Genomic DNA, 20150 nt, shown 5'->3' on the forward strand with positions numbered 1-20150 from the left:
ATGCCCGCCCGCCTCAGATGGCGAGGGCGGCGAGCAAGTCCTGTTCAAGCTGAATCTGCAATCGGTTGTCGGCGGCCAGGCGGCTGCCGTCTACCAGGAACACGTCTTCGACGCGTTCGCCCAAAGTGTTGATGCGTGCCGTGTGCACGGACACGCGATGCCGTGCCAGTACGCGGGCGATGGCGTACAGCAGGCCGGTGCGGTCGTTGGCGGACAGCGACAGCAGGTAATACTGGCCGCGCTCGTCCGGGCGCAGGTCGACGCGCGGCTTGATCGGGAAGCTGCGCGACTGGCGCGACAGCCGCCCCTGCGTGGGCTCGGGCAGCGCGCCCTGCAGGCGCAGCCGCTCGCACAGCTCGTGCTCGACCAGCGCGATGATGTCGCGGTAATTGCCGCCATCGCCGGCCATGCCGGGGTCGGTGACCTGGAACGTATCGAGTGCGTAGCCGTGGCGCGTGGTGTGGATCTTGGCGTCCTGGATCGAGAACGCCTTGCGCTCGAAATAGCCGCAGATGCGCGCGAACAGGTCGGGCTGATCCTTGATGTAGACCGCCACCTGCAGGCCTTCGCCGGCGGGCGACACGCGCGCCTTGACCACCGGCACGGGGCTGTCGACCTTGTTGTACAGGTGGCGCGTCAGCCAGGCGATGTCGTGCGAATCGTGGCGCAGGAAGAAGGCCACGTCCAGTTGCGCCCACAGCGACTTGCCCAGCGCCGGGTCGAAAGCCTTCAGGCGCAGCTCCGAGATGGTGTCTTGCTTGCGCTGCGACCACAGCGAATGCGAGTCCACCCGCGCGCCGCCCAGCACGCGCAGGGTGATGTGGTACAGGTCTTCCAGCAGCTTGCCCTTCCACGCATTCCACACCTTGGGGCTGGTGCCGCGGATATCGGCCACGGTCAGCAGGTAGAGCGCGGTCAGGTAGCGTTCGCTGCCGACCACTTCGGCGAAGGCGTGGACCACGTCCGGATCGGTCAGGTCCTGCTTCTGCGCGACGTGGCTCATGGTCAGGTGGTGCTCGACCAGCCAGCAGATCAGGTCGGCGTCCTCGCGCGCAATGCCGTGCTGCCTGCAGAAGCGGCGCGCATCGACAGTGCCGAGCCGGGAATGGTCGCCGCCGCGGCCCTTGGCGATGTCGTGGAACAGCGCCGCCACCCACAGCACCCAGGGCTTGTCGAAGCTGGCCATCAGCTGGCTGCAGAACGGGAACTCGTGGGTGTGCTCGACGATGGCGAAGCGGCGCATGTTGCGCACCACCATCAGGATGTGCTGGTCCACGGTGTAGACGTGGAACAGGTCGTGCTGCATCTGTCCGACGATGCGCCGGAAGTTGATCAGGTAGCGGCCCAGCACGCTGGTCTGGTTCATCAGCCGCAGCGCGTGAGTGATGCCCTGCGGCTCCTGCACGATGGCCAGGAACAGCCGGCGGTTCTCGGGATCGTTGCGCCAGCGCGCGTCCATCACCGTGCGCGCGTTGTACAGCCCGCGCAGCGTGCGCGGCGCCAGCCCCTTCACGCCGGGGGTGCGCTCGTACAGCAGGAAGGTCTCGAGGATGGCGTGCGGGTCGCGCTCGTAGACGTCGTCGCTGGTGATTTCGAGCATGCCCTGGCGTTCGACGAAGCGCTCGTTGAGCACGCGCGTCACCTGCGACTCGCTCGGGAACAGCATCGCCTCGATATTGAGCAGCAGCACGCTGTTGAGCTGGGTCACCGCCTTGGCGGCCCAGTAGTAGCGGCGCATCAGCTGCTCGCTGGCGCGCTTGTGGGCGTTCTGGCGGTAGCCGAAGGCCTCCGCCAGCGCCGTCTGCAGGTCGAACACCAGCACGTCCTGGCGGCGCCCGGCGACCAGGTGCAGGCGCGCGCGGATGGTCTTGAGCAGGCGCTCGTTGCGGGCCAGCTCCTGCGCTTCGCGTTGCGTCAGCAGGCCCTTCTCGAACAACTCCTTCCAGCTGTCGCCCAGGCCCGCGGCCTTGGTCATCCACAGGATCACCTGCAGGTCGCGCAGGCCGCCCGGGCTTTCCTTGCAGTTGGGTTCGAGCGCGTAGGGCGTGTCCTGGTACTTGGCGTGGCGCTGGCGCATTTCCAGCAGCTTGGCCTGGAAGAACGCCGCCGGATCCAGGTCGGCCTGGTAGCGGCTGCGCAGCGCCTCGAACAGCTTGCGGTTGCCGGTCAGCAGGCGCGCCTCGAGCAGCGAGGTCTGGATGGTGACGTCCTGGCGCGACTCGCGGATGCAGTCATCGACGGTGCGCACGGCCGAGCCGATCTCGAGCCCCAGGTCCCAGCACAGGCCGATAAAGCGCTCCAGCTTGCCGGCGGTATCCCGGTCGGGCTCGGCGGGCAGCAACAGCAGCACGTCGACGTCGGAGTACGGGAACAGTTCGCCGCGGCCGTAGCCGCCCACCGCCACCAGCGCCGCGTCCCGCGGCATTTCCAGTCCGTGCCAGGCCTCGCTCAGCGCGGCGTCGACGGCGCGGCGCAGCCGCGTGGTCAGCGTGCCGGCATTGGCGCTGGCGTTGAAGTCCGCAAACAGCGCCTGCTTGTCGGCTTTGAGCTGGTCGCGCACGCGCGCGGCCAGCAGCAGTTCCGGCGTGGTGTCCATGGAGAGGGCGGAAGGGTTCGTCGGCACGGCTGGAAAAAGAAGGGCGCCCGGTCAGGCGCCCTGGCTTCTGCGCGGCTTCAGGCCGCCACGGAATCGGTAATGAAGGCCGGCGGCGCCGGGGTGCCGGCGGACACCGTCAGCACCTCGTAGCCGGTCTCGGTGACCAGCACCGTGTGCTCCCACTGCGCCGACAGGCTGCGGTCGCGGGTCTTCACGGTCCACTGGTCGGGCATGGTGCGGATATCGCGCTTGCCGGCGTTGATCATCGGCTCCACCGTGAAGATCATGCCGGCCTTGATCTCGGCGCCGGTGCCGGGACGGCCGTAGTGCAGGATCTGCGGGTCTTCGTGGAAGTTCTTGCCGATGCCGTGGCCGCAGTACTCGCGCACCACGCTGTAGCCGGCGGCTTCGGCGTGCACCTGGATGGCGTGGCCGATATCGCCCAGGCGCGCGCCATGGCGCACTTGCGCGATGCCCTTCCACATGCACTCGTAGGTCACCTGCGCCAGGCGCTTGGCCAGGATCGTGCCCTCGCCGGCGATGAACATGCGGCTGGTGTCGCCGTAGTACCCGTCCTTGGTGATGACGGTGATGTCGAGATTGACCGCGTCGCCGCTCTTGAGCACGCGCTCGCCGGGAATGCCGTGGCAGATCACGTCGTTGACCGAGGTGCAGATCGCGCCGGGGAAGGGCGGGTAGCCCGGCGGCGCATAATTCAGCGGCGCCGGCACGGTGCCCTGCACGTCGCGCATATAGGCGTGGCACAGGCGGTCCAGTTCGCCGGTGGTGACGCCAGGCTGCACGAAGGGCGTGATGTAGTCGAGGACTTCGGAGGCAAGGCGGCAAGCCACGCGCATGTGGGCGATGTCTTCGGCGGTGTTCAGGTAAATGCTCATGCTGCGTCGCCAGAAAATGTGATGGCGGAGCCATTGGCCACGCCGGAAATGAAGGATCAAAGTGGGATTATCGCACCATCGAGGCCGGATCGCAGCCTGTTCCGGGCCGCCTGGAAGCGGGCGCCAGCGGCGGCAGAAGTCGGGGCGGCTTGAGCGGGCGGCACTTTTGTTGCTACAATAGCGGGCTGATCTGGTTGCGCCGCAGCAATTGCGCCGGCCGGTTTGGTTTTTGGCAGGGTCCTTCCTGCCGCTTGAAATCGCTGGCCCGCCTATCCGGGGTGTTCCTTTTCAGGAATGTCGGGGCGGGCTTCAGACCTAACCCTTTGGAGAATTACATGTCCGTGACCATGCGCGAAATGCTGGAAGCCGGTTGCCACTTCGGCCACCAGACCCGCTTCTGGAACCCGAAGATGGCCCCCTTCATCTTCGGTCATCGCAACAAGATCCACATCATCAACCTCGAAAAGACGCTGCCGATGTTCCAGGACGCCATGAAGTACGTGCGTCAGCTGGCGGCCAATCGCGGCACCATCCTTTTCGTGGGCACCAAGCGCCAGTCGCGCGAAATCCTGGCTGAAGAAGCTGGCCGTGCCGGCATGCCCTACGTCGACGCCCGCTGGCTCGGCGGCATGCTGACCAACTTCAAGACGGTCAAGACCTCGATCAAGCGCCTGAAGGACATGGAAGCCGCCAAGGAAGCCGGCGCGCTGGAAACCATGAGCAAGAAGGAAGCGCTGATGTTCGAGCGCGAGATGATCAAGCTGGAAAAGTCGATCGGCGGCATCAAGGAAATGGGCGGCGTGCCTGACGCGATCTTCGTGGTCGACGTCGGCTACCACAAGATTGCCGTGACCGAAGCCAACAAGCTGGGCATCCCCGTGATCGGCGTGGTCGATACCAACCACTCGCCGGAAGGCATCGATTACGTGATCCCGGGCAACGACGACTCGAGCAAGGCCGTGGCCCTGTACGTGCGCGGCGTGGCTGACGCCATCCTGGAAGGCCGTGCCAATGCCGTGCAGGAAGTCGTTGAAGCCGCCCGCGGCGACGACGAATTCGTCGAAGTGCAGGAAGGCTGATAGCCTCCCGGCCCGCTGCTGAAAGGAACCCGATAGCGCGCACGTCAACATACGACAAGGCAGGCATCGCCTGCCGCCCGGCACGCCGGGCAGCGCGCAGGGCGCAAGCCGGGGTACTTCGGCAGCAGGGCAAAAAAGGGGGCACATCTGGCGCCCCCTTTTTTCGAATTTGAATTGTTGTCATCCGCCGCAGGCAAGATCTGCCGCGGGTGCGCTGAAGACCCACCGACCGGGTGCCGCGGGCGACTGCCGGCAGCCGGCGCGAACCATTCAAGGAGTGACAAATGGCGGCAATTACCGCAAGCATGGTTGCAGAACTGCGCGCGAAGACCGACGCGCCGATGATGGAGTGCAAGAAGGCCCTGACCGAGGCCGACGGCGACCTGAACAAGGCCGAAGAGTTGCTGCGCGTCAAGCTGGGCAACAAGGCCAGCAAGGCCGCCTCGCGCGTGACCGCCGAAGGCGTGGTGGCATCGTTCATCGACGGCACCACCGGCGTGCTGGTCGAGCTGAACTGCGAGACCGATTTCGTCTCCAAGAACGACGACTTCCTGGCCTTCTCGGCCAAGGTGGCTGAACTGATCGCCAAGCAGAACCCGGCCGACGTGGCTGCGCTGTCGGCGCTGGAAATCGACGGCGTCAGCGTCGAAGCCACCCGCGCTGCCCTGATCGGCAAGATCGGCGAGAACATGACGATCCGCCGCTTCGTGCGCTATGCCAACGGCGGCAAGCTGGTCTCGTACCTGCATGGCACCCGCATCGGCGTGATGGTCGAGTTCGACGGCGACGAAGCCGCCGCCAAGGACGTCGCCATGCACGTGGCCGCGATGAAGCCGGTGTCGCTGTCGGCCGAGCAGGTCCCCGCGGACCTGATCGCCAAGGAGCGCAGCATCGCCGAGCAGAAGGCCGCCGAATCGGGCAAGCCGGCCGAGATCGTCGCCAAGATGGTCGAGGGTTCGGTGCAGAAGTACCTGAAGGAAGTCTCGCTGTTCAACCAGCCGTTCGTGAAGAACGACAAGCAGACCGTCGAGCAGATGCTGAAGGCCGCCAACACGACCGTGAAGGGCTTCACCCTGTACGTGGTGGGCGAAGGCATCGAGAAGAAGCAGGACGACTTCGCCGCTGAAGTGGCCGCCCAGGTGGCCGCTGCCCAGAAGGGCTGATGTCCGGGGCGCACCGGGCTGGCCGTCAGGGCCGGCGCGGGCGCCTATAATGCCGCAGGGGCGCCGCAAGGTGCCCCTCTGCATAAGTAGTGCGGCACGGCGCGGCCGGCAGTTGCACTGCAGCAGTCTGTTTCCGCGGTGGTCCGGTTCCGGCCGGGGCACCCCGAAAACCGGCTTTCCTCCTGCCGGCGGCACGATGATCCGTGCCGCCGGTGCCAAAACATACGTCCCAGTGTCTCAACCGAGTCGTCTCGACCGAGCCGTCTCAACCGAGCGAACTGCTCCTTCCGAGGGTGAACATGCCAGCCTACAAGCGCGTCCTTCTGAAACTGTCCGGTGAAGCCCTGATGGGCGACGATGCCTTCGGCATCAACCGCTCCACCATCGAGGCGATGGTGAACGACATTGCCGAGATCGTGAAGCTCGGCGTGCAGGTGGCGGTGGTGATCGGCGGCGGCAATATCTTCCGCGGCGTCGCCGGCGGTGCTGCCGGCATGGACCGTGCCACTGCCGATTACATGGGCATGCTGGCTACCATGATGAACGCGCTGGCGCTGCAGGACGCGATGCGCCACGCCAATATCGAGGGCCGCGTGCAGTCGGCGCTGCGCATGGACCAGGTGGTCGAGCCCTATATCCGTCCGCGCGCGATCCGCCAGCTGGAAGAGGGCAAGGTGGTGATCTTCGCGGCCGGCACCGGCAATCCGTTCTTCACCACCGACACCGCGGCCGCGCTGCGCGGCTCCGAGATCGGCGCCGAGATCGTGCTGAAGGCGACCAAGGTCGACGGCGTCTACACCGCCGACCCGAAGAAGGATCCGAGCGCCACGCGCTACACCACCATCAGCTTCGACGAGGCCATCTCGCGCAACCTGCAGGTGATGGACGCCACCGCGTTCGCGCTGTGCCGCGACCAGAAGCTGCCGATCAAGGTGTTCTCGATCGTGAAGCCGGGCGCGCTCAAGCGCGTCATCCTGGGCGAGGATGAGGGTACGCTGGTACATGTGTGATGCTCAGCTCTGAGCCGCATCTGTGAGTCCGGTAACGGATGCCGCGCCGCGGCGCTGGTATCCGGCCGGGCAAAGAGTAGAATGATTCATTTTCGATCCCCACCAGAGGGGATCTTGGTTGGCTGATTTCCGGAGGTAAAAATGAGCGTCGCCGACACAAAGAAGAGCGCCGAGCAGAAAATGCAGAAGTCGATCGAAGCCTTCAAGGCCGATCTGGCTAAGATCCGCACCGGCCGTGCCCATACCGGCCTGCTCGACCACGTTCAGGTGGATTACTACGGCTCGATGGTGCCCATCAGCCAGGTGGCGGCGATCGGCCTGGCCGATGCCCGTACCATCACGGTGCAGCCGTGGGAAAAGAAAATGGTGGGCGCGGTCGAGAAGGCCATCCGCGATTGCGACCTGGGCCTGAATCCGGCCACCATGGGTGAAGTGATCCGTGTGCCGATGCCTGCACTGACCGAAGAGCGCCGCAAGGAGCTGACCAAGGTCGTGAAGGGCGAGGCCGAGGGTGCCAAGGTGGCGGTGCGCAACCTGCGCCGCGATGCCAACGAGCAGTTCAAGAAGCTGGTCAAGGACAAGACCATTTCCGAGGACGACGAGCGCCGCGGCCAGGACGAGGTGCAGAAACTGACCGACAAGTACGTGGCCGAGATCGACAAGATGGTCGCCGAAAAAGAGAAGGAGATCATGACGGTCTGACGCCCGTCCCGGCCTTGCCGGGTCTGTCAGCGACCGTCTCACGCCCATGCAGCACATCAGCTCGACGCTTGCCGTACCCGATACTTCCTACGTGCCCAGGCATGTTGCCATCATCATGGACGGCAACGGCCGCTGGGCAACCCAGCGGCATCTGCCGCGCGTGGCGGGGCACAGCCGCGGGCTCGACGCCGTGCGCGCGGTGGTGGAAGCCTGCGCCGCACGGGGCGTGCAATACCTGACGCTGTTCGCGTTCAGTTCCGAGAACTGGCGCCGTCCGGCCGATGAGGTCTCGTTCCTGATGCGGCTGTTCATGATGTCGCTGCGGCGCGAAGTGGTGAAGATGCACGCCAACAACATCCGGCTGCGGGTGGTGGGCGACCTGGGCCGCTTCAGCCCGCGCATCCAGCGGCTGATCAAGGATGCCGAGGCGCGCACCGCCGGCAATACCGGCCTGACCGTCACCATCGCCGCCAACTACGGCGGGCGCTGGGACCTGCTGCAGGCCATGCGCAAGATGCTGGCGCGCTCGCCCATGCTCGATCCCGAAACCATCGACGAATCGCTGCTGGCGCCGCATTTGGCCATGGCTTACGCGCCGGAGCCGGACCTGTTCATCCGCACCGGCGGCGAACAGCGCATCAGCAATTTCCTGCTGTGGCAGCTCGCCTATTCCGAGCTGTACTTCACCGACGTCTACTGGCCGGATTTCGACGCCGCGGAACTCGACAAGGCCTTTGCCTCGTACCGCCAGCGCGAACGCCGCTTCGGCCGCACCAGCGCGCAGCTGGTCGCGCCCGGTCTTTCCGGTACGGCCTGAGCCCGGCCACTCCAACTTTTCACGGGACTGCAGCGCATGCTCCTCACCCGCGTCATCACCGCCCTGTGCCTGTTGCTGCTGATCCTGCCGATCCTGTTCCTGGCGCCGCCGGCGGGCCTGGCGGGACTGCTTGGCGTGATCGTGCTGCTGGCCGGCTGGGAATTCGGCCGCCTGATCGGCCTGCGCGGCCCGTGGCCCTATGTCTATGCGCTGGCCTGCCTGATCGCCACCATCACCTGGCATGACCTGCCGTTGCGCCACGCCACCACCTGGCTGCTCGAGGCTGCGGTGGTGTGCTGGGGCGTGGCCGTGCTGCTGCTGGCGCGCGGGGTGCGCACCGCCACTCCGGCCTTCACCGCGCTGGGCGCGCTGCTCGGGCTGGTGATGCTGCCCGCGTTTGCCCATGCCACCATGATCCTGCGCGGTGCCGGCATCGGCGTGCTGCTGACCGCCGCGGTGCTGGTATGGGCCGCCGATATCGGCGCGTATTTCACCGGCAAGGCGATCGGCCGGCGCAAGCTGGCGCCCGGCATCAGCCCGGGCAAGTCGTGGGAGGGCGCCATCGGCGGCTGGGTGCTGGCGCTGGCGATCGGCCTCGCGCTGGCCGCCACCCATGCCTTTGCCCCGACCTGGTTCTCGGTGATGGGTGACCGCGGCGGGTTGGGCTTCGTCGCCGCGCTGACCACGCTGCTGGTCGCGGCCAGCGTGGTGGGCGACCTGTTCGAATCCCTGCTCAAGCGCCAGGTCGGCAAGAAGGACAGCAGCCGGCTGCTGCCCGGCCATGGCGGCGTGCTGGACCGCATCGACGCCTTGCTGCCGGTGTTCCCGCTGGCCGCCCTGATGCTGATTTTTCTCTGAAGCCGTCTGCTATGCATCGCATCACCATCCTGGGCGCCACCGGCTCCATCGGAGAAAGCACGCTCGACGTGATCCGGCGCCATCCCGGCCGTTACGCGGCGCATGCGCTCAGCGCCCATCGGCAGGTGCGCAAGCTGGCCGACCAGTGCATCGAGTTCCGCCCGGCGCGCGCCGTGGTCGGAACGGCCGAAGCGGCGCGCGAGCTGGAAACGCTGCTGCGCGCTGCCGGCGTGCCGACCGAGGTTGGCTACGGCGAAGCCGCGCTGGAATCCATCGCCGCCGATGCGCAGGCCGATGCGGTGATGGCCGCCATCGTCGGCGCGGCGGGTCTGCGCCCGACGCTGGCGGCGGCGCGCGCGGGCAAGCGCGTGCTGCTGGCCAACAAGGAAGCCCTGGTGATGTCGGGGCGCATCTTCATGGACGCGGTGCGCGAGCACGGCGCCACGCTGCTGCCGATCGACAGCGAGCACAACGCCATCTTCCAGTGCCTGCCGGCCGACGACCCGCGCTACGGCCGCGGCGTGGCCAAGGTGCTGCTGACCGCGTCGGGCGGGCCGTTCCGCACGCGCGACCCGGCCACGCTGCACGATATCTCGCCCGACCAGGCCTGCGCCCATCCCAATTGGGTCATGGGCCGCAAGATCTCGGTCGACTCCGCCACCATGATGAACAAGGGCCTCGAGGTGATCGAGGCGCACTGGCTGTTCGGCGCTCCGGCCGAGCGCATCGAGGTGCTGATCCACCCGCAGAGCATCGTGCATTCGATGGTGGCCTACGCCGATGGCTCGGTGCTGGCGCAGCTGGGCAACCCCGACATGCGCACGCCGATCGCCTACGGCCTGGCCTATCCGGAACGCATCGACGCGGGCGTGACCCCGCTCGACCTGACCCTTGCCGGCGGCCTGCATTTCGAGAAGCCGGACCTGGCGCGGTTCCCGTGCCTGGGGTTGGCTTTCGACGCGCTGCGCGCGGCGGGGGTGGCGCCGGCGGTGCTCAATGCGGCCAATGAAGTGGCGGTCGAGGCATTCCTCGCCGGCCAGGTGCGCTTTACCGATATCGCCGGCATCGTGCGCCAGGTGCTTGAGGCAGCGCCGAACGGGCCCGCCGATACGCTCGAGGCCGTGCTCTCGGCCGACGCCCTGGCGCGCGAGGCGGCCAGGGCCGGCGTCGCCGCGCGGGCCGCGGCCCGCTGATGCGGCGGGCCGGTCTGCCGCATCTGCGACAATAGCGGCTGCGCCGGCCGGTCCACCGGGGACTGCGCAGGCCGGCCCAGCGACCTTACCGACGTCCCGCCACCATGCAAACCGTACTCGCTTTTATCGTTGCCCTGTGCGTGCTGATTTACGTGCACGAAATGGGCCACTACCTGGCCGCGCGCGCCTGCGGCGTGAAGGTGCTGCGTTTTTCCATCGGCTTCGGGCGGCCACTGCTGCGCTGGATCTCGAAAAGCCGCGACCGCACCGAATGGACCGTGGCGGCGATCCCGCTGGGCGGCTACGTCAAGATGCTCGACGAGCGCGAGCTCGATCCCGCGCGCGACACTCCCATCGACCCCGCCGACCTGCCGCGCGCCTTTAACCGCCAGCCGGTGGGCAAGCGCTTCGCCATCGTCGCGGCCGGCCCGCTGGCCAACTTCGCGCTGGCGATCGTGCTGTATTTCGCGCTGTTCGCCGGTGGCATGCGCGAGCCCGTGCCGGTGGTGGCGGCGCCCGCGGCCGGCACCATGGCTGCGCAGGCCGGCGTGCGCGAGGGCGACCGGGTACTGGCGCTGACCGCCAACGGCCACACCGAGCCGGTCCGCTCCTGGAACGAGCTGCGCATGGCGGTGTTTGCCGAAGGCTTCGGCGATGCGCGCGCGGTGCTGCGCGTGCGCGGCGCCGACGGTGCCGAGCGCGACGTCACGCTGCCGCGCCTGCCCAATACCGGCGGCAATCCCGAGCAGGACCCGCTGGCCACGCTCGGCCTGAACCTGAAGGGCGGGCCGGTGACGATCACCGAGGTGCTGCCGGATTCGGCCGCTGAACGCGCCGGGCTGCGCAAGGGCGACCGCATCGTAGCCTGGCAGGGCAGCCCGCTGACGCAGGCCAGCGCGCTGATCAAGGCGGTGCGCAGCCAGCCGGGCCAGGCCGTAACGCTGGGCATCGAGCGCGACGGCCAGCGCCTGGACGTGCCGGTCACGCTCGACACCGCCGCGGCGCGCGATGGCGCCCCGGATGCCAGCGGCGCCGCGCCGGCGCCAGCGGGCAAGCTGGGCGCGGCGCTCAGCCAGGCGGTGCAGATGGAGACCGTGCGCTACCGGCCGGACCAGGCGTTGGCACGCGCGGCGGGGCAAGTCTGGGACACCAGCGCGCTGTCGCTCAAGCTGCTGGGCAAGATGCTGGTGGGGCAGGCTTCGCTGCAGAACCTGAGCGGTCCGCTGACCGTCGCGGACTACGCCGGACGTGCCGCAAACCTCGGCATACAAGCCTTTGTCAGCTTCCTGGCGCTGGTCAGCGTTAGTCTTGGCGTACTCAATTTGTTACCCATTCCGGTTCTGGATGGGGGGCATTTGCTGTATTATTGCGTGGAATTTTTGACTGGCCGGCCCGTCCCAGACCACTGGCAGGCAATGCTGCAGAAGGTTGGCATCGCCTGCATCTTGCTCCTGACTTCGCTCGCTTTGTTCAATGACGTCAGCCGAATGTTTCTGGCGAACGGCTAGAAACGTGTGTCGGCAAGGGGTGGTGGTGTCGTCGGACACCGTCGCCGGGGACGCCATTTGCCAGGCGCAGTCCAATGAGGCATCGGAGCGCAATCCTGGATGGAATCAAAGAGGGGATCAACATTGATCAGACATAAGCGCATTTCGCTGGGTTTGCTGGCGAGTGCCGTTATTGCAGCCTGGAGCCCGGCGGGCTGGGCTGCCGATCCGTTCGTCGTCAGGGACATCCGCGTTGAGGGACTGCAACGCGTCGAACCGGGTACTGTGTTTGGCTACCTGCCGGTGCGCGTCGGTGAAACCTTTACCGATGACAAGGGCGCCGATGCCATCCGTGCCCTCTACAATACCGGCTTCTTCAAGGACGTGCAGATCCGCGCCGAGGAAGGCGTGCTGGTGGTGCAGGTCGAGGAACGCCCCGCGATCTCGCAGCTCGAGTTCGTCGGCATCAAGGAATTCGACAAGGACACGCTGCGCCGCTCGCTGCGCGCGGTCGGCGTGGCCGAGGCCCGCTATTACGACAAGGCGCTGATCGACAAGGCCGAGCAGGAGCTCAAGCGCCAGTACGTCGCGCGCGGCTACTATGCCGCCGACGTGCAGACCACCATCACGCCGGTGGACCGCAACCGCGTCTCGGTGGTGTTCAATGTCGACGAGGGTCCGGTCGCCAAGATCCGCCAGATCAATATCGTCGGCAACAAGGCCTTCAAGGAAAGCACGCTGCGCGACGAGATGCAGCTGTCCACGCCGAACTGGCTGTCGTGGTACACCAAGAACGACCTGTACTCGAAGCAGAAGCTGACCGCCGATCTGGAAGCGCTGCGCTCGTACTACCTGAACCGCGGCTACCTGGAATTCGCCATCGAATCGACCCAGGTCTCGATCACGCCCGACAAGAAAGACATCTTCCTGACGCTGAACATCAAGGAAGGCGAGCAGTACAAGGTTTCCGACGTGCGCCTGGCCGGCGAGCTGCTGGGCAAGCAGGAGGAAATGGAAAAGCTGCTGCAGCTGAAGAAGGGCGATATTTTCTCGTCCGAGAAGCTGACGCAGAGCACCAAGGCCATTACCGACCTGCTCGGCACCTATGGCTACGCGTTCACCACCATCAACCCGCAACCGCAGATCGACAAGGAAAAGCGCGAAGTCGCGCTGACGCTGATGGTCGATCCGGGCCGCCGCGTCTACGTGCGCCGCGTCAACGTGGTCGGCAACAGCAAGACCCGCGACGAAGTGGTGCGGCGCGAGATGCGCCAGATGGAAAGCTCGTGGTTCGACAGCGAAAAGCTGCAGCAGTCGCAGGCGCGCATCAACCGAACCGGCTACTTCACCGACACCAACATCACCACCGAGGACGTGCCCGGCGCGCCCGACCAGGTCGATGTGAACGTCAACGTGACCGAAAAGCCGACCGGCCAGATCAGCCTGGGCGTGGGCTTCTCGTCGACCGACAAGCTGGTGCTGCAGGCCGGCCTGCGCCAGGACAACGTGTTCGGCTCGGGTACCAGCCTGGGCCTGGACGTGAACACCGCCAAGTCGTTCCGCACCATTGCGCTGACGCAGTACGACCCGTACTTCACGGTGGACGGCATCAGCCGCTCGACCGATATCTACTACCGTACCTCGCGCCCGCTGTACTACACCGGCGACCAGGACTACAAGATCGTCTCGGCCGGCGGCGGCTTCAAGTTCGGCGTGCCGTTCTCGGAAGTCGATACCGTGTTCTTCGGCATCGGCTACGAACGCACCCAGGTGTACACCTCGGTCAACACGCCGACCCAGTACACGAACTGGCTGAACCAGATCGGCAAGAACTCCGGCGACGGCATCAACAACTTCCCGTTCACGATCGGCTGGGCGCGCGACCGCCGCGACAGCGCACTGGTCCCGACCAAGGGCCCGTACACCCAGGCCAACCTCGAAGTCGGCCTGCCGGGCGGCGATACGCAGTACTACCGCGCCAGCGTGCAGCAGCAGTACTTCTACCCGATCTCGAAGGCCTTCACGCTGGCACTGAACGGCGAAGTCGCCTACGGTCATGGCTATGGCAACACGCCGTTCCCGGTGTTCAAGTACTTCTACGCCGGTGGTATCGGCTCGGTGCGCGGCTACCAGACCAGCACGCTGGGCCCGAAGGACCAGAACGGCAACCCGGTGGGCGGCGCCTCCAAGATGATCGGCAACATCGAGTTCATCTTCCCGCTGCCGGGCTCGGGCGTGGACCGCACGCTGCGCCTGTTCACCTTCTTCGACTTCGGTAACGTCTATCAGGAAGGCGAGCCGCTGAGCTTCAGCGAGCTGAAGTACTCGACCGGCTTCGGCATGTCGTGGCTGTCGCCGATCGGGCCGCTGAAGCTCAGCATGGGCTTCCCGCTCAGGCGCGACACCAACGACAAGGTCCAGCGCTTCCAGTTCCAGATCGGCACGGCATTCTGATTCTGAAAAAGGATCTGTTTTCATGACTACAACATCCAAACTGGTCAAGTCCCTGGGCGCCGCCGCGCTCGCCACCGCGGCGCTGTGTGCCGCGCTGCCGGCCTCGGCCCAGGAAGCGCGCATCGCCGCGGTCAACTCCGAGCGCATCCTGCGCGATTCGCAGCCGGCCAAGGCGGCCCAGGTCAAGCTGGAGCAGGAGTTCTCCAAGCGCGACCGCGAGCTGCAGGACATGGCCCAGAAGATCAAGGGCATGGCCGACAAGCTGGACAAGGACACGGCCGTGCTGGCCGATTCCGACCGCCAGCGCCGCCAGCGCGAAGTGGCTGACCTGGACCGCGAGTTCCAGCGCAAGCAGCGCGAATTCCGCGAGGACCTGAACCAGCGCCGCAACGAGGAACTGGCCCAGGTGCTGGAGCGCGCCAACCGCGTGATCCGCCAGCTCGCGGAACAGCGCAAGTACGACCTGATCGTGCAGGAAGCGGTGTACGTGAATCCGCGCATCGATATCACCGACGACGTGATGAAGGTGCTGAACGCCGGCGGCAGGTAAGCCGCTCGCCGCTTCATCGTTCGTTCCTTCGTTCGTTCTTTCATCAGGAAGTACCGCCATGCAGACACCCACACTGGGTCAGCTCGCCACCGAGAACGGCGCGCAGGTTGTGGGTGACCCCGACCTGGCGATCACCGGCCTGGCCCCCCTGGACCAGGCCGGACCGGGCGAGCTCTCGTTCCTGTCCAATCCGCTCTACCTGCAGCAGGCGCTGGATGCCAAGGCCGGCGCCGTGATCGTCTCGGCCGCCGACCTCGAGCGCGTGCGCGCCGAAGGCAAGGCCGACGGCCGCAACTGGCTGGTGGCGCGCAATCCCTACGTATGCTTTGCCCGCGTGGCGCAGCGTTTCGACCGCGCCGCCAATACCGATGCGCGCACCGGCATCGACCCGCGCGCCACCGTGGCGCCCGACGCGGTGGTGCCGGCCTCGTGCTACATCGGCCCCAACGTGGTCATCGAAGCCGGCGCGCGCCTGGGCGAGCGCGTGCGCATCCTGGCCAACGGCTATGTCGGCGCGCACGCGGAAATCGGCGACGATTCACTGCTCTACGCCAATGTATCGGTCTACCACCACTGCGTGGTCGGCGCCCGCGCCATCCTGCACAGCGGTGTGGTGATCGGTGCCGACGGCTTCGGCTTCGCGCCGGACATCAGCGCGACCGGCGTCGAATACGTGAAGATCCCGCAGACCGGACGCGCGGTGCTGGGCCAGGATGTCGAGGTCGGCGCCAATACCGCGATCGACCGCGGCGCCATGGCCGATACCGTGATCGAGGACGGCTGCAAGATCGACAACCAGGTCCAGATCGCGCACAACGTGCGGGTCGGCGCGCATACGGTCATCGCCGGCTGCGCCGCGGTGTCGGGCAGCACGCGCATCGGCCGCTTCTGCGTGATCGGCGGCGCGGCCAACTTTGCCGGCCACCTGACCATTGCCGACCGCACCACGGTATCGGGCGGCACCTCGATCACCAAATCCATTACCAAGCCCGGCGGCCATTTCACCAGCGTGTTCCCGTTCCTGCCGCACGGCGAGTGGGAACGCAACGCAGCCATCGTGCGCGGCCTGAGCAAGCTGCGCGAACGGGTGGTGGCGCTGGAACGCCGCCTGCGCGGCCAGGCCGCCGGGTCCCAACCCTCACAAGACTAAAGAGAAATCATCATGAGCGCGGCCGAAATCGATATCCGCAAGATCCTCAAGCTGCTGCCGCACCGGTACCCGTTCCTGCTGGTCGACCGCGTGCTGGAGTTCGAGGCGCAGAAGCGGATCAAGACCCTGAAGAACGTCACCATCAACGAGCCGTACTTCCAGGGCCATTTCCCCGAGCAGCCGGTGATGCCGGGCGTGATGATCCTGGAAGCGCTGGCGCAGTCGGCCGGCCTGCTGACCTTCGGCGCCGACATGGAGCGCAAGGAAGGCGCGCTGTACTACTTCGTCGGCATCGACGGCGCCCGCTTCAAGCAGGTGGTGTACCCGGGCGACCAGCTGCACATGAACGTGACGGTCGAGCGCTATATCCGCGGCATCTGGAAGTTCAAGGCGTTCGCCACGGTCGACGACAAGGTGGCCTGCGAGGCGGAGCTGATGTGCACCGTGAAGCAGGCCGAGTGAGGCCGCCCGCGGCCCGCGGCGCCGCCGCGGGCTGACTGCCGCGCTCCCGCTTCGCGGGGCGCACGGCCCGGACGGGAACCTTTGCCAGGCGCATTGGCCCATCCTTCACCAGACCCATCACAGGACAGTACGCATGACGCAAATCCACCCCACCGCACTGGTCGACCCGAAGGCAGAGCTGGCCGCCGACGTGAGCGTCGGCCCGTTCTCCATCGTCGGTCCCAACGTGCGGATCGGCAGCGGCACCCGGATCGGCTCGCATACGACGGTCGAGGGCCATACCACGATCGGCGCGGGCAATAACATCGGCCCCTATGCCTCGGTCGGCGGCGTGCCGCAGGACATGAAGTACCGCAACGAGCCGACCCGGCTCGAGATCGGCGACCGCAACACCATCCGCGAATTCACCACGATCCACACCGGCACGGTGCAGGACCGCGGCCTGACCAGCATCGGCAACGACAACTGGATCATGGCCTATGTCCATATCGCCCATGACTGCATGGTCGGCAACCACACCGTGTTTTCCAGCAACGCGCAGATCGCCGGCCACGTCGAGGTTGGTGACTGGGCCATCCTGGGCGGCATGAGCGGCGTGCATCAGTTCGTGCGCATCGGCGCCCATGCGATGCTGGGCGGCGCCTCGGCGCTGGTGCAGGACGTGCCGCCGTTCGTGATCGCGGCCAGCGACAAGAGCGGCAACAAGGCCACGCCGCACGGCATCAATGTCGAAGGGCTGCGCCGCCGCGGCTTCGACGCCGGCCAGATCGCCGCGCTGCGGCAGGCCTACAAGCTGCTTTACAAGTCCGACCTCAGCTTCGACGAGGCCCGCAACGAGATTGCCGCACTGCTGGCCCAGGTGGATGCCGGCACCGCGGCGCCGCTGCGGGCCTTTGTCGACTTCCTTGCCGCCACCCAGCGCGGCATCGTGCGCTGAGACCGGTCCCACATGGCTGACGCCGCGATTCGGAAGGACCTGCCCGCGGGCAACGGTAGCGCCGCGGGCAAGCGCGGCACCATCGCCATGGTGGCCGGCGAGGCCTCGGGCGACCTGCTGGCTTCGCTGATGATGGGCGGGCTGCAGGCCCGCCTGGCCGAGACCGGCGCAGCGGTCGACTACGCCGGCATCGGCGGCAAGCGCATGATGGCGCAGGGCTTCGTCTCGCGCTGGCCGATGGAAACGCTGTCGGTCAATGGCTATGTCGAGGTGCTGGGATCGCTGCGCGAGATTCTCGCGACGCGGCGCGCGGTGCGCGACTGGCTGCTGGCGGAGCCGCCGCTGTGCTTTATCGGGGTCGATGCCCCGGACTTCAATTTCGGCCTGGAAGTGCCGCTGCGCCGCGCCGGCATCCCGGTGGTGCATTTCGTCAGCCCGTCGATCTGGGCCTGGCGCGGCGGGCGCATCCGCACCATCGCGCGCGCGGTCGACCACATCCTGTGCCTGTTCCCGTTCGAGCCCGAGATCTACGCCAGGGCCGGCATACCGGCCACCTACGTGGGCCATCCGCTCGCCGACGTGATCCCGATGGTGCCTGACGTGGCCGGCGCGCGCGCGGCGCTGAAGCTGCCGCCCGGGCACCGCGTGGTGGCGGTGCTGCCGGGCAGCCGCCAGTCCGAGGTGCGCAACCTCGGCGCCACCTTTTTCGCGGCGATGGCTCGCATGCAGCGCATGGACCCGAAGCTGGCGTTCGTGCTGCCGGTGGCGAGCGCGCCGCTGCGCGCCATCGTTGAAGACCTGCACCACCAGCATCCGGAGCTGTGTCTTACCATTGTCGACGGCAAGTCGCACCAGGCCATGGAAGCGGCGGACGTAGTGCTGCTGGCGAGCGGCACCGCCACGCTCGAGGCCGCCCTGTACAAGAAGCCGATGGTGATCTCGTACAAGGTGCCCTGGCTGACCGCGCAGATCATGAAGCGCCAGGGTTATCTGCCCTACGTGGGATTGCCTAATATCCTTTCAGGGCGCTTTGTCGTGCCCGAGTTGCTGCAGGACGACGCCACGCCCGAGGCGCTGGCGCGCGAGACCCTGCTGCAGCTCAACGACGAGGGCAATACCGCCTTCCTGTACGAGCATTTCACCCGCATGCACGAGACGCTCAAGTGCAACACCGCGCAACTGGCGGCCGATGTCGTGGTCGACCTGATGCGCAGCCGGGGGACCGTCTGATGGCACGGCGCAATGCTGCATCACCGCAGCTGGGACTGGACCTGGCGCCGGCCGCCGGCGCCATCCAGCGCCTGTGCGGCGTCGACGAGGCGGGCCGCGGGCCCTTGGCGGGGCCGGTCTATGCCGCCGCGGTGGTGCTCGACCCGAAACGCCCGATCCGCGGCCTGGCCGATTCCAAGATCCTGACCGCGGCCAAGCGCGAAGCGCTGTACGAAAAGATCTGCGAACGCGCGCTGGGCTGGCATATCGCCTTCGCCACGGTCGAGGAAATCGATACCATCAACATCCTGCACGCCAGCATGCTGGCGATGCAGCGTGCCGTGCAGGGCCTGGCTGCCAGCGGCGTGGTGCCGGACCTGGTGCAGGTCGACGGCAACCGCTGCCCGCAGGTGGCGTACCCGGTCGAAGCCATCGTCAAGGGCGATGCGCTGGTCAAGGCGATCTCGGCGGCTTCGATCCTGGCCAAGGTGGCGCGCGACCGCGAACTGATGGCGCTGCACCAGCGCTATCCGCAGTACGGCTTTGATTCGCATGTCGGCTATGGCACGCCGCAGCACCTGGCCGCCCTGGCCGAATTTGGCGCCACGCCGTATCACCGCCGCTCGTTTGCGCCAGTGCGCGAGGCGCTGGCACTGCGTCCGATGTTTGCCACCGCGGTGACTGCGGTTGCCGAGGTCATCGAAGGCATCGGGGTCAGCGACGAAGCCAGCGCGTTCACCACCCCCATCCAGGCCGCGCCCCCGGGCACCCTGCAGACCGACGCACCGTGAAGCACGTCACCTCGCGCGACAACGCGCTGTTCAAGCACCTGAAGGCGCTGGCCACCTCCACCCACCAGCGCCGCAAGGCCGGGCAGTCGCTGCTCGACGGCGTGCACCTGGCCCAGGCCTATGTGGACGCACTGGGCCAGCCCGTCACCTGCGTGGTGTCCGAGCGCCACTACGACCATGCCGAGGTCGCGCCATTGCTGGCGCGCGTCGATGCGGAGCGGCTGGTAGTGCTGGCCGATACGCTGTTCACGCAGATTTCCGGCGTGGTCAACGGCATCGACCTGATGCTGGTGATCGAGACGCCTGCCGGCCACCTGCCGGCGCGGATCGAGGAAGACTGCATCATCCTCGACGGCGTGCAGGATGCCGGCAATGTCGGCTCGATTCTGCGCAGCGCTGCCGCGGCGGGGATCCGCCATGCATTCCTGGCGACGGGATGCGCGTTCGCCTGGTCGGTGAAGACGCTGCGCGCCAGCATGGGCGCCAACTTCCACCTGAATATCGTCGAGCACTGCACCGTGGAGTCGCTGGCGCCGCGGCTGGCGCTGCCGCTGCTGGCCACGTCCTCGCATGCCGACGCCGCGGTGTTCGATACCGACCTGCGCGCGCCGGTGGCCTGGGTGGTCGGCAATGAAGGCGCGGGCGTCAGCGACGCGTGGATGCAGCACGTCAAGCGCAAGGTCGGCATTCCCCAGCCGGGCGGACTGGAATCGCTGAACGTGGCGGCCGCCACCGCGATCTGCCTGTTCGAGGCGGTGCGGCAGCGGCGATAAAAAAGCGGCAGGGCGGCCGCTTT

Annotated in this window: 18 protein-coding genes; 16 read left to right on the top strand and 2 right to left on the bottom strand. The window is 66.9% G+C overall.

Features of this window, described 5'->3' with window-relative positions:
- Positions 1-13: 13 nt before the first annotated feature.
- Together MKD50_RS08020 and map are read right to left on the bottom strand one after the other, a co-directional pair.
- Positions 14-2596, bottom strand: coding sequence for a [protein-PII] uridylyltransferase (locus MKD50_RS08020; RefSeq protein WP_115703373.1), 2583 nt, complete (start codon positions 2594-2596; stop codon positions 14-16).
- Positions 2597-2673: 77 nt separating this feature from the next.
- A complete protein-coding gene (gene map / locus MKD50_RS08025) occupies positions 2674-3492 on the bottom strand; it encodes a type I methionyl aminopeptidase (RefSeq protein ID WP_115703372.1) in 819 nt (272 codons plus the stop codon).
- Positions 3493-3827: 335 nt separating this feature from the next.
- Between map and rpsB the strand changes: the two genes are divergently transcribed.
- From rpsB to MKD50_RS08105, 16 genes are all read left to right on the top strand, one after another.
- Positions 3828-4571, top strand: a complete 744-nt coding sequence (gene rpsB, locus MKD50_RS08030; RefSeq protein WP_012352954.1) for a 30S ribosomal protein S2 — start codon at positions 3828-3830, stop codon at positions 4569-4571.
- A gap of 284 nt (positions 4572-4855) precedes the next feature.
- On the top strand, positions 4856-5734 hold the full coding sequence (gene tsf / locus MKD50_RS08035; protein ID WP_115703370.1) for a translation elongation factor Ts: 879 nt from the start codon (positions 4856-4858) through the stop codon (positions 5732-5734).
- A 299-nt stretch (positions 5735-6033) separates the two neighbouring features.
- The gene (gene pyrH, locus MKD50_RS08040) at positions 6034-6744 is read left to right on the top strand and encodes a UMP kinase (protein ID WP_012352952.1); all 711 of its coding nucleotides are present in this window, start codon (positions 6034-6036) and stop codon (positions 6742-6744) included.
- A gap of 141 nt (positions 6745-6885) precedes the next feature.
- Entirely contained in the window at positions 6886-7446 is a 561-nt protein-coding gene (gene frr / locus MKD50_RS08045) for a ribosome recycling factor (RefSeq protein ID WP_115703368.1), read from the top strand.
- 46 nt (positions 7447-7492) lie between these two features.
- Positions 7493-8263 (top strand): undecaprenyl pyrophosphate synthase, encoded by a 771-nt coding sequence (gene uppS / locus MKD50_RS08050; RefSeq protein WP_092308646.1) that lies wholly within the window; start codon positions 7493-7495, stop codon positions 8261-8263.
- A 36-nt stretch (positions 8264-8299) separates the two neighbouring features.
- Entirely contained in the window at positions 8300-9121 is an 822-nt protein-coding gene (locus tag MKD50_RS08055; protein WP_252666808.1) for a phosphatidate cytidylyltransferase, read from the top strand.
- Positions 9122-9132: 11 nt separating this feature from the next.
- Positions 9133-10314 (top strand): 1-deoxy-D-xylulose-5-phosphate reductoisomerase, encoded by a 1182-nt coding sequence (gene ispC / locus MKD50_RS08060; protein ID WP_115703364.1) that lies wholly within the window; start codon positions 9133-9135, stop codon positions 10312-10314.
- A 104-nt stretch (positions 10315-10418) separates the two neighbouring features.
- On the top strand, positions 10419-11822 hold the full coding sequence (gene rseP / locus MKD50_RS08065; protein ID WP_252666809.1) for an RIP metalloprotease RseP: 1404 nt from the start codon (positions 10419-10421) through the stop codon (positions 11820-11822).
- A gap of 99 nt (positions 11823-11921) precedes the next feature.
- Complete coding sequence (gene bamA, locus MKD50_RS08070) at positions 11922-14255, top strand: outer membrane protein assembly factor BamA (protein WP_172582515.1); 2334 nt, start codon at positions 11922-11924, stop codon at positions 14253-14255.
- A gap of 22 nt (positions 14256-14277) precedes the next feature.
- Positions 14278-14805: an OmpH/Skp family outer membrane protein gene (locus MKD50_RS08075; RefSeq protein WP_115703359.1), complete on the top strand. Its 528-nt coding sequence runs from the start codon at positions 14278-14280 to the stop codon at positions 14803-14805.
- A gap of 58 nt (positions 14806-14863) precedes the next feature.
- Positions 14864-15955, top strand: a complete 1092-nt coding sequence (gene lpxD / locus MKD50_RS08080) for a UDP-3-O-(3-hydroxymyristoyl)glucosamine N-acyltransferase (protein WP_252666810.1) — start codon at positions 14864-14866, stop codon at positions 15953-15955.
- 12 nt (positions 15956-15967) lie between these two features.
- Positions 15968-16417: a 3-hydroxyacyl-ACP dehydratase FabZ gene (gene fabZ / locus MKD50_RS08085; RefSeq protein WP_010809590.1), complete on the top strand. Its 450-nt coding sequence runs from the start codon at positions 15968-15970 to the stop codon at positions 16415-16417.
- 133 nt (positions 16418-16550) lie between these two features.
- Positions 16551-17354 carry an acyl-ACP--UDP-N-acetylglucosamine O-acyltransferase gene (lpxA, locus tag MKD50_RS08090; protein ID WP_252666811.1) on the top strand — a complete coding sequence of 268 codons (804 nt, stop codon included), beginning with the start codon at positions 16551-16553 and terminating at the stop codon, positions 17352-17354.
- 12 nt (positions 17355-17366) lie between these two features.
- The gene (gene lpxB, locus MKD50_RS08095; protein ID WP_252666812.1) at positions 17367-18584 is read left to right on the top strand and encodes a lipid-A-disaccharide synthase; all 1218 of its coding nucleotides are present in this window, start codon (positions 17367-17369) and stop codon (positions 18582-18584) included.
- Complete coding sequence (gene rnhB, locus MKD50_RS08100; RefSeq protein WP_252666813.1) at positions 18584-19354, top strand: ribonuclease HII; 771 nt, start codon at positions 18584-18586, stop codon at positions 19352-19354. The genes lpxB and rnhB overlap by 1 nt, the downstream gene beginning before the upstream one ends.
- Positions 19351-20127 carry a TrmH family RNA methyltransferase gene (locus MKD50_RS08105; RefSeq protein ID WP_115703349.1) on the top strand — a complete coding sequence of 259 codons (777 nt, stop codon included), beginning with the start codon at positions 19351-19353 and terminating at the stop codon, positions 20125-20127. The genes rnhB and MKD50_RS08105 overlap by 4 nt, the downstream gene beginning before the upstream one ends.
- Positions 20128-20150 lie beyond the last annotated feature (23 nt).

It is taken from the genome of Cupriavidus mimosae (assembly GCF_023952485.1).
GTDB lineage: Bacteria > Pseudomonadota > Gammaproteobacteria > Burkholderiales > Burkholderiaceae > Cupriavidus > Cupriavidus taiwanensis_C.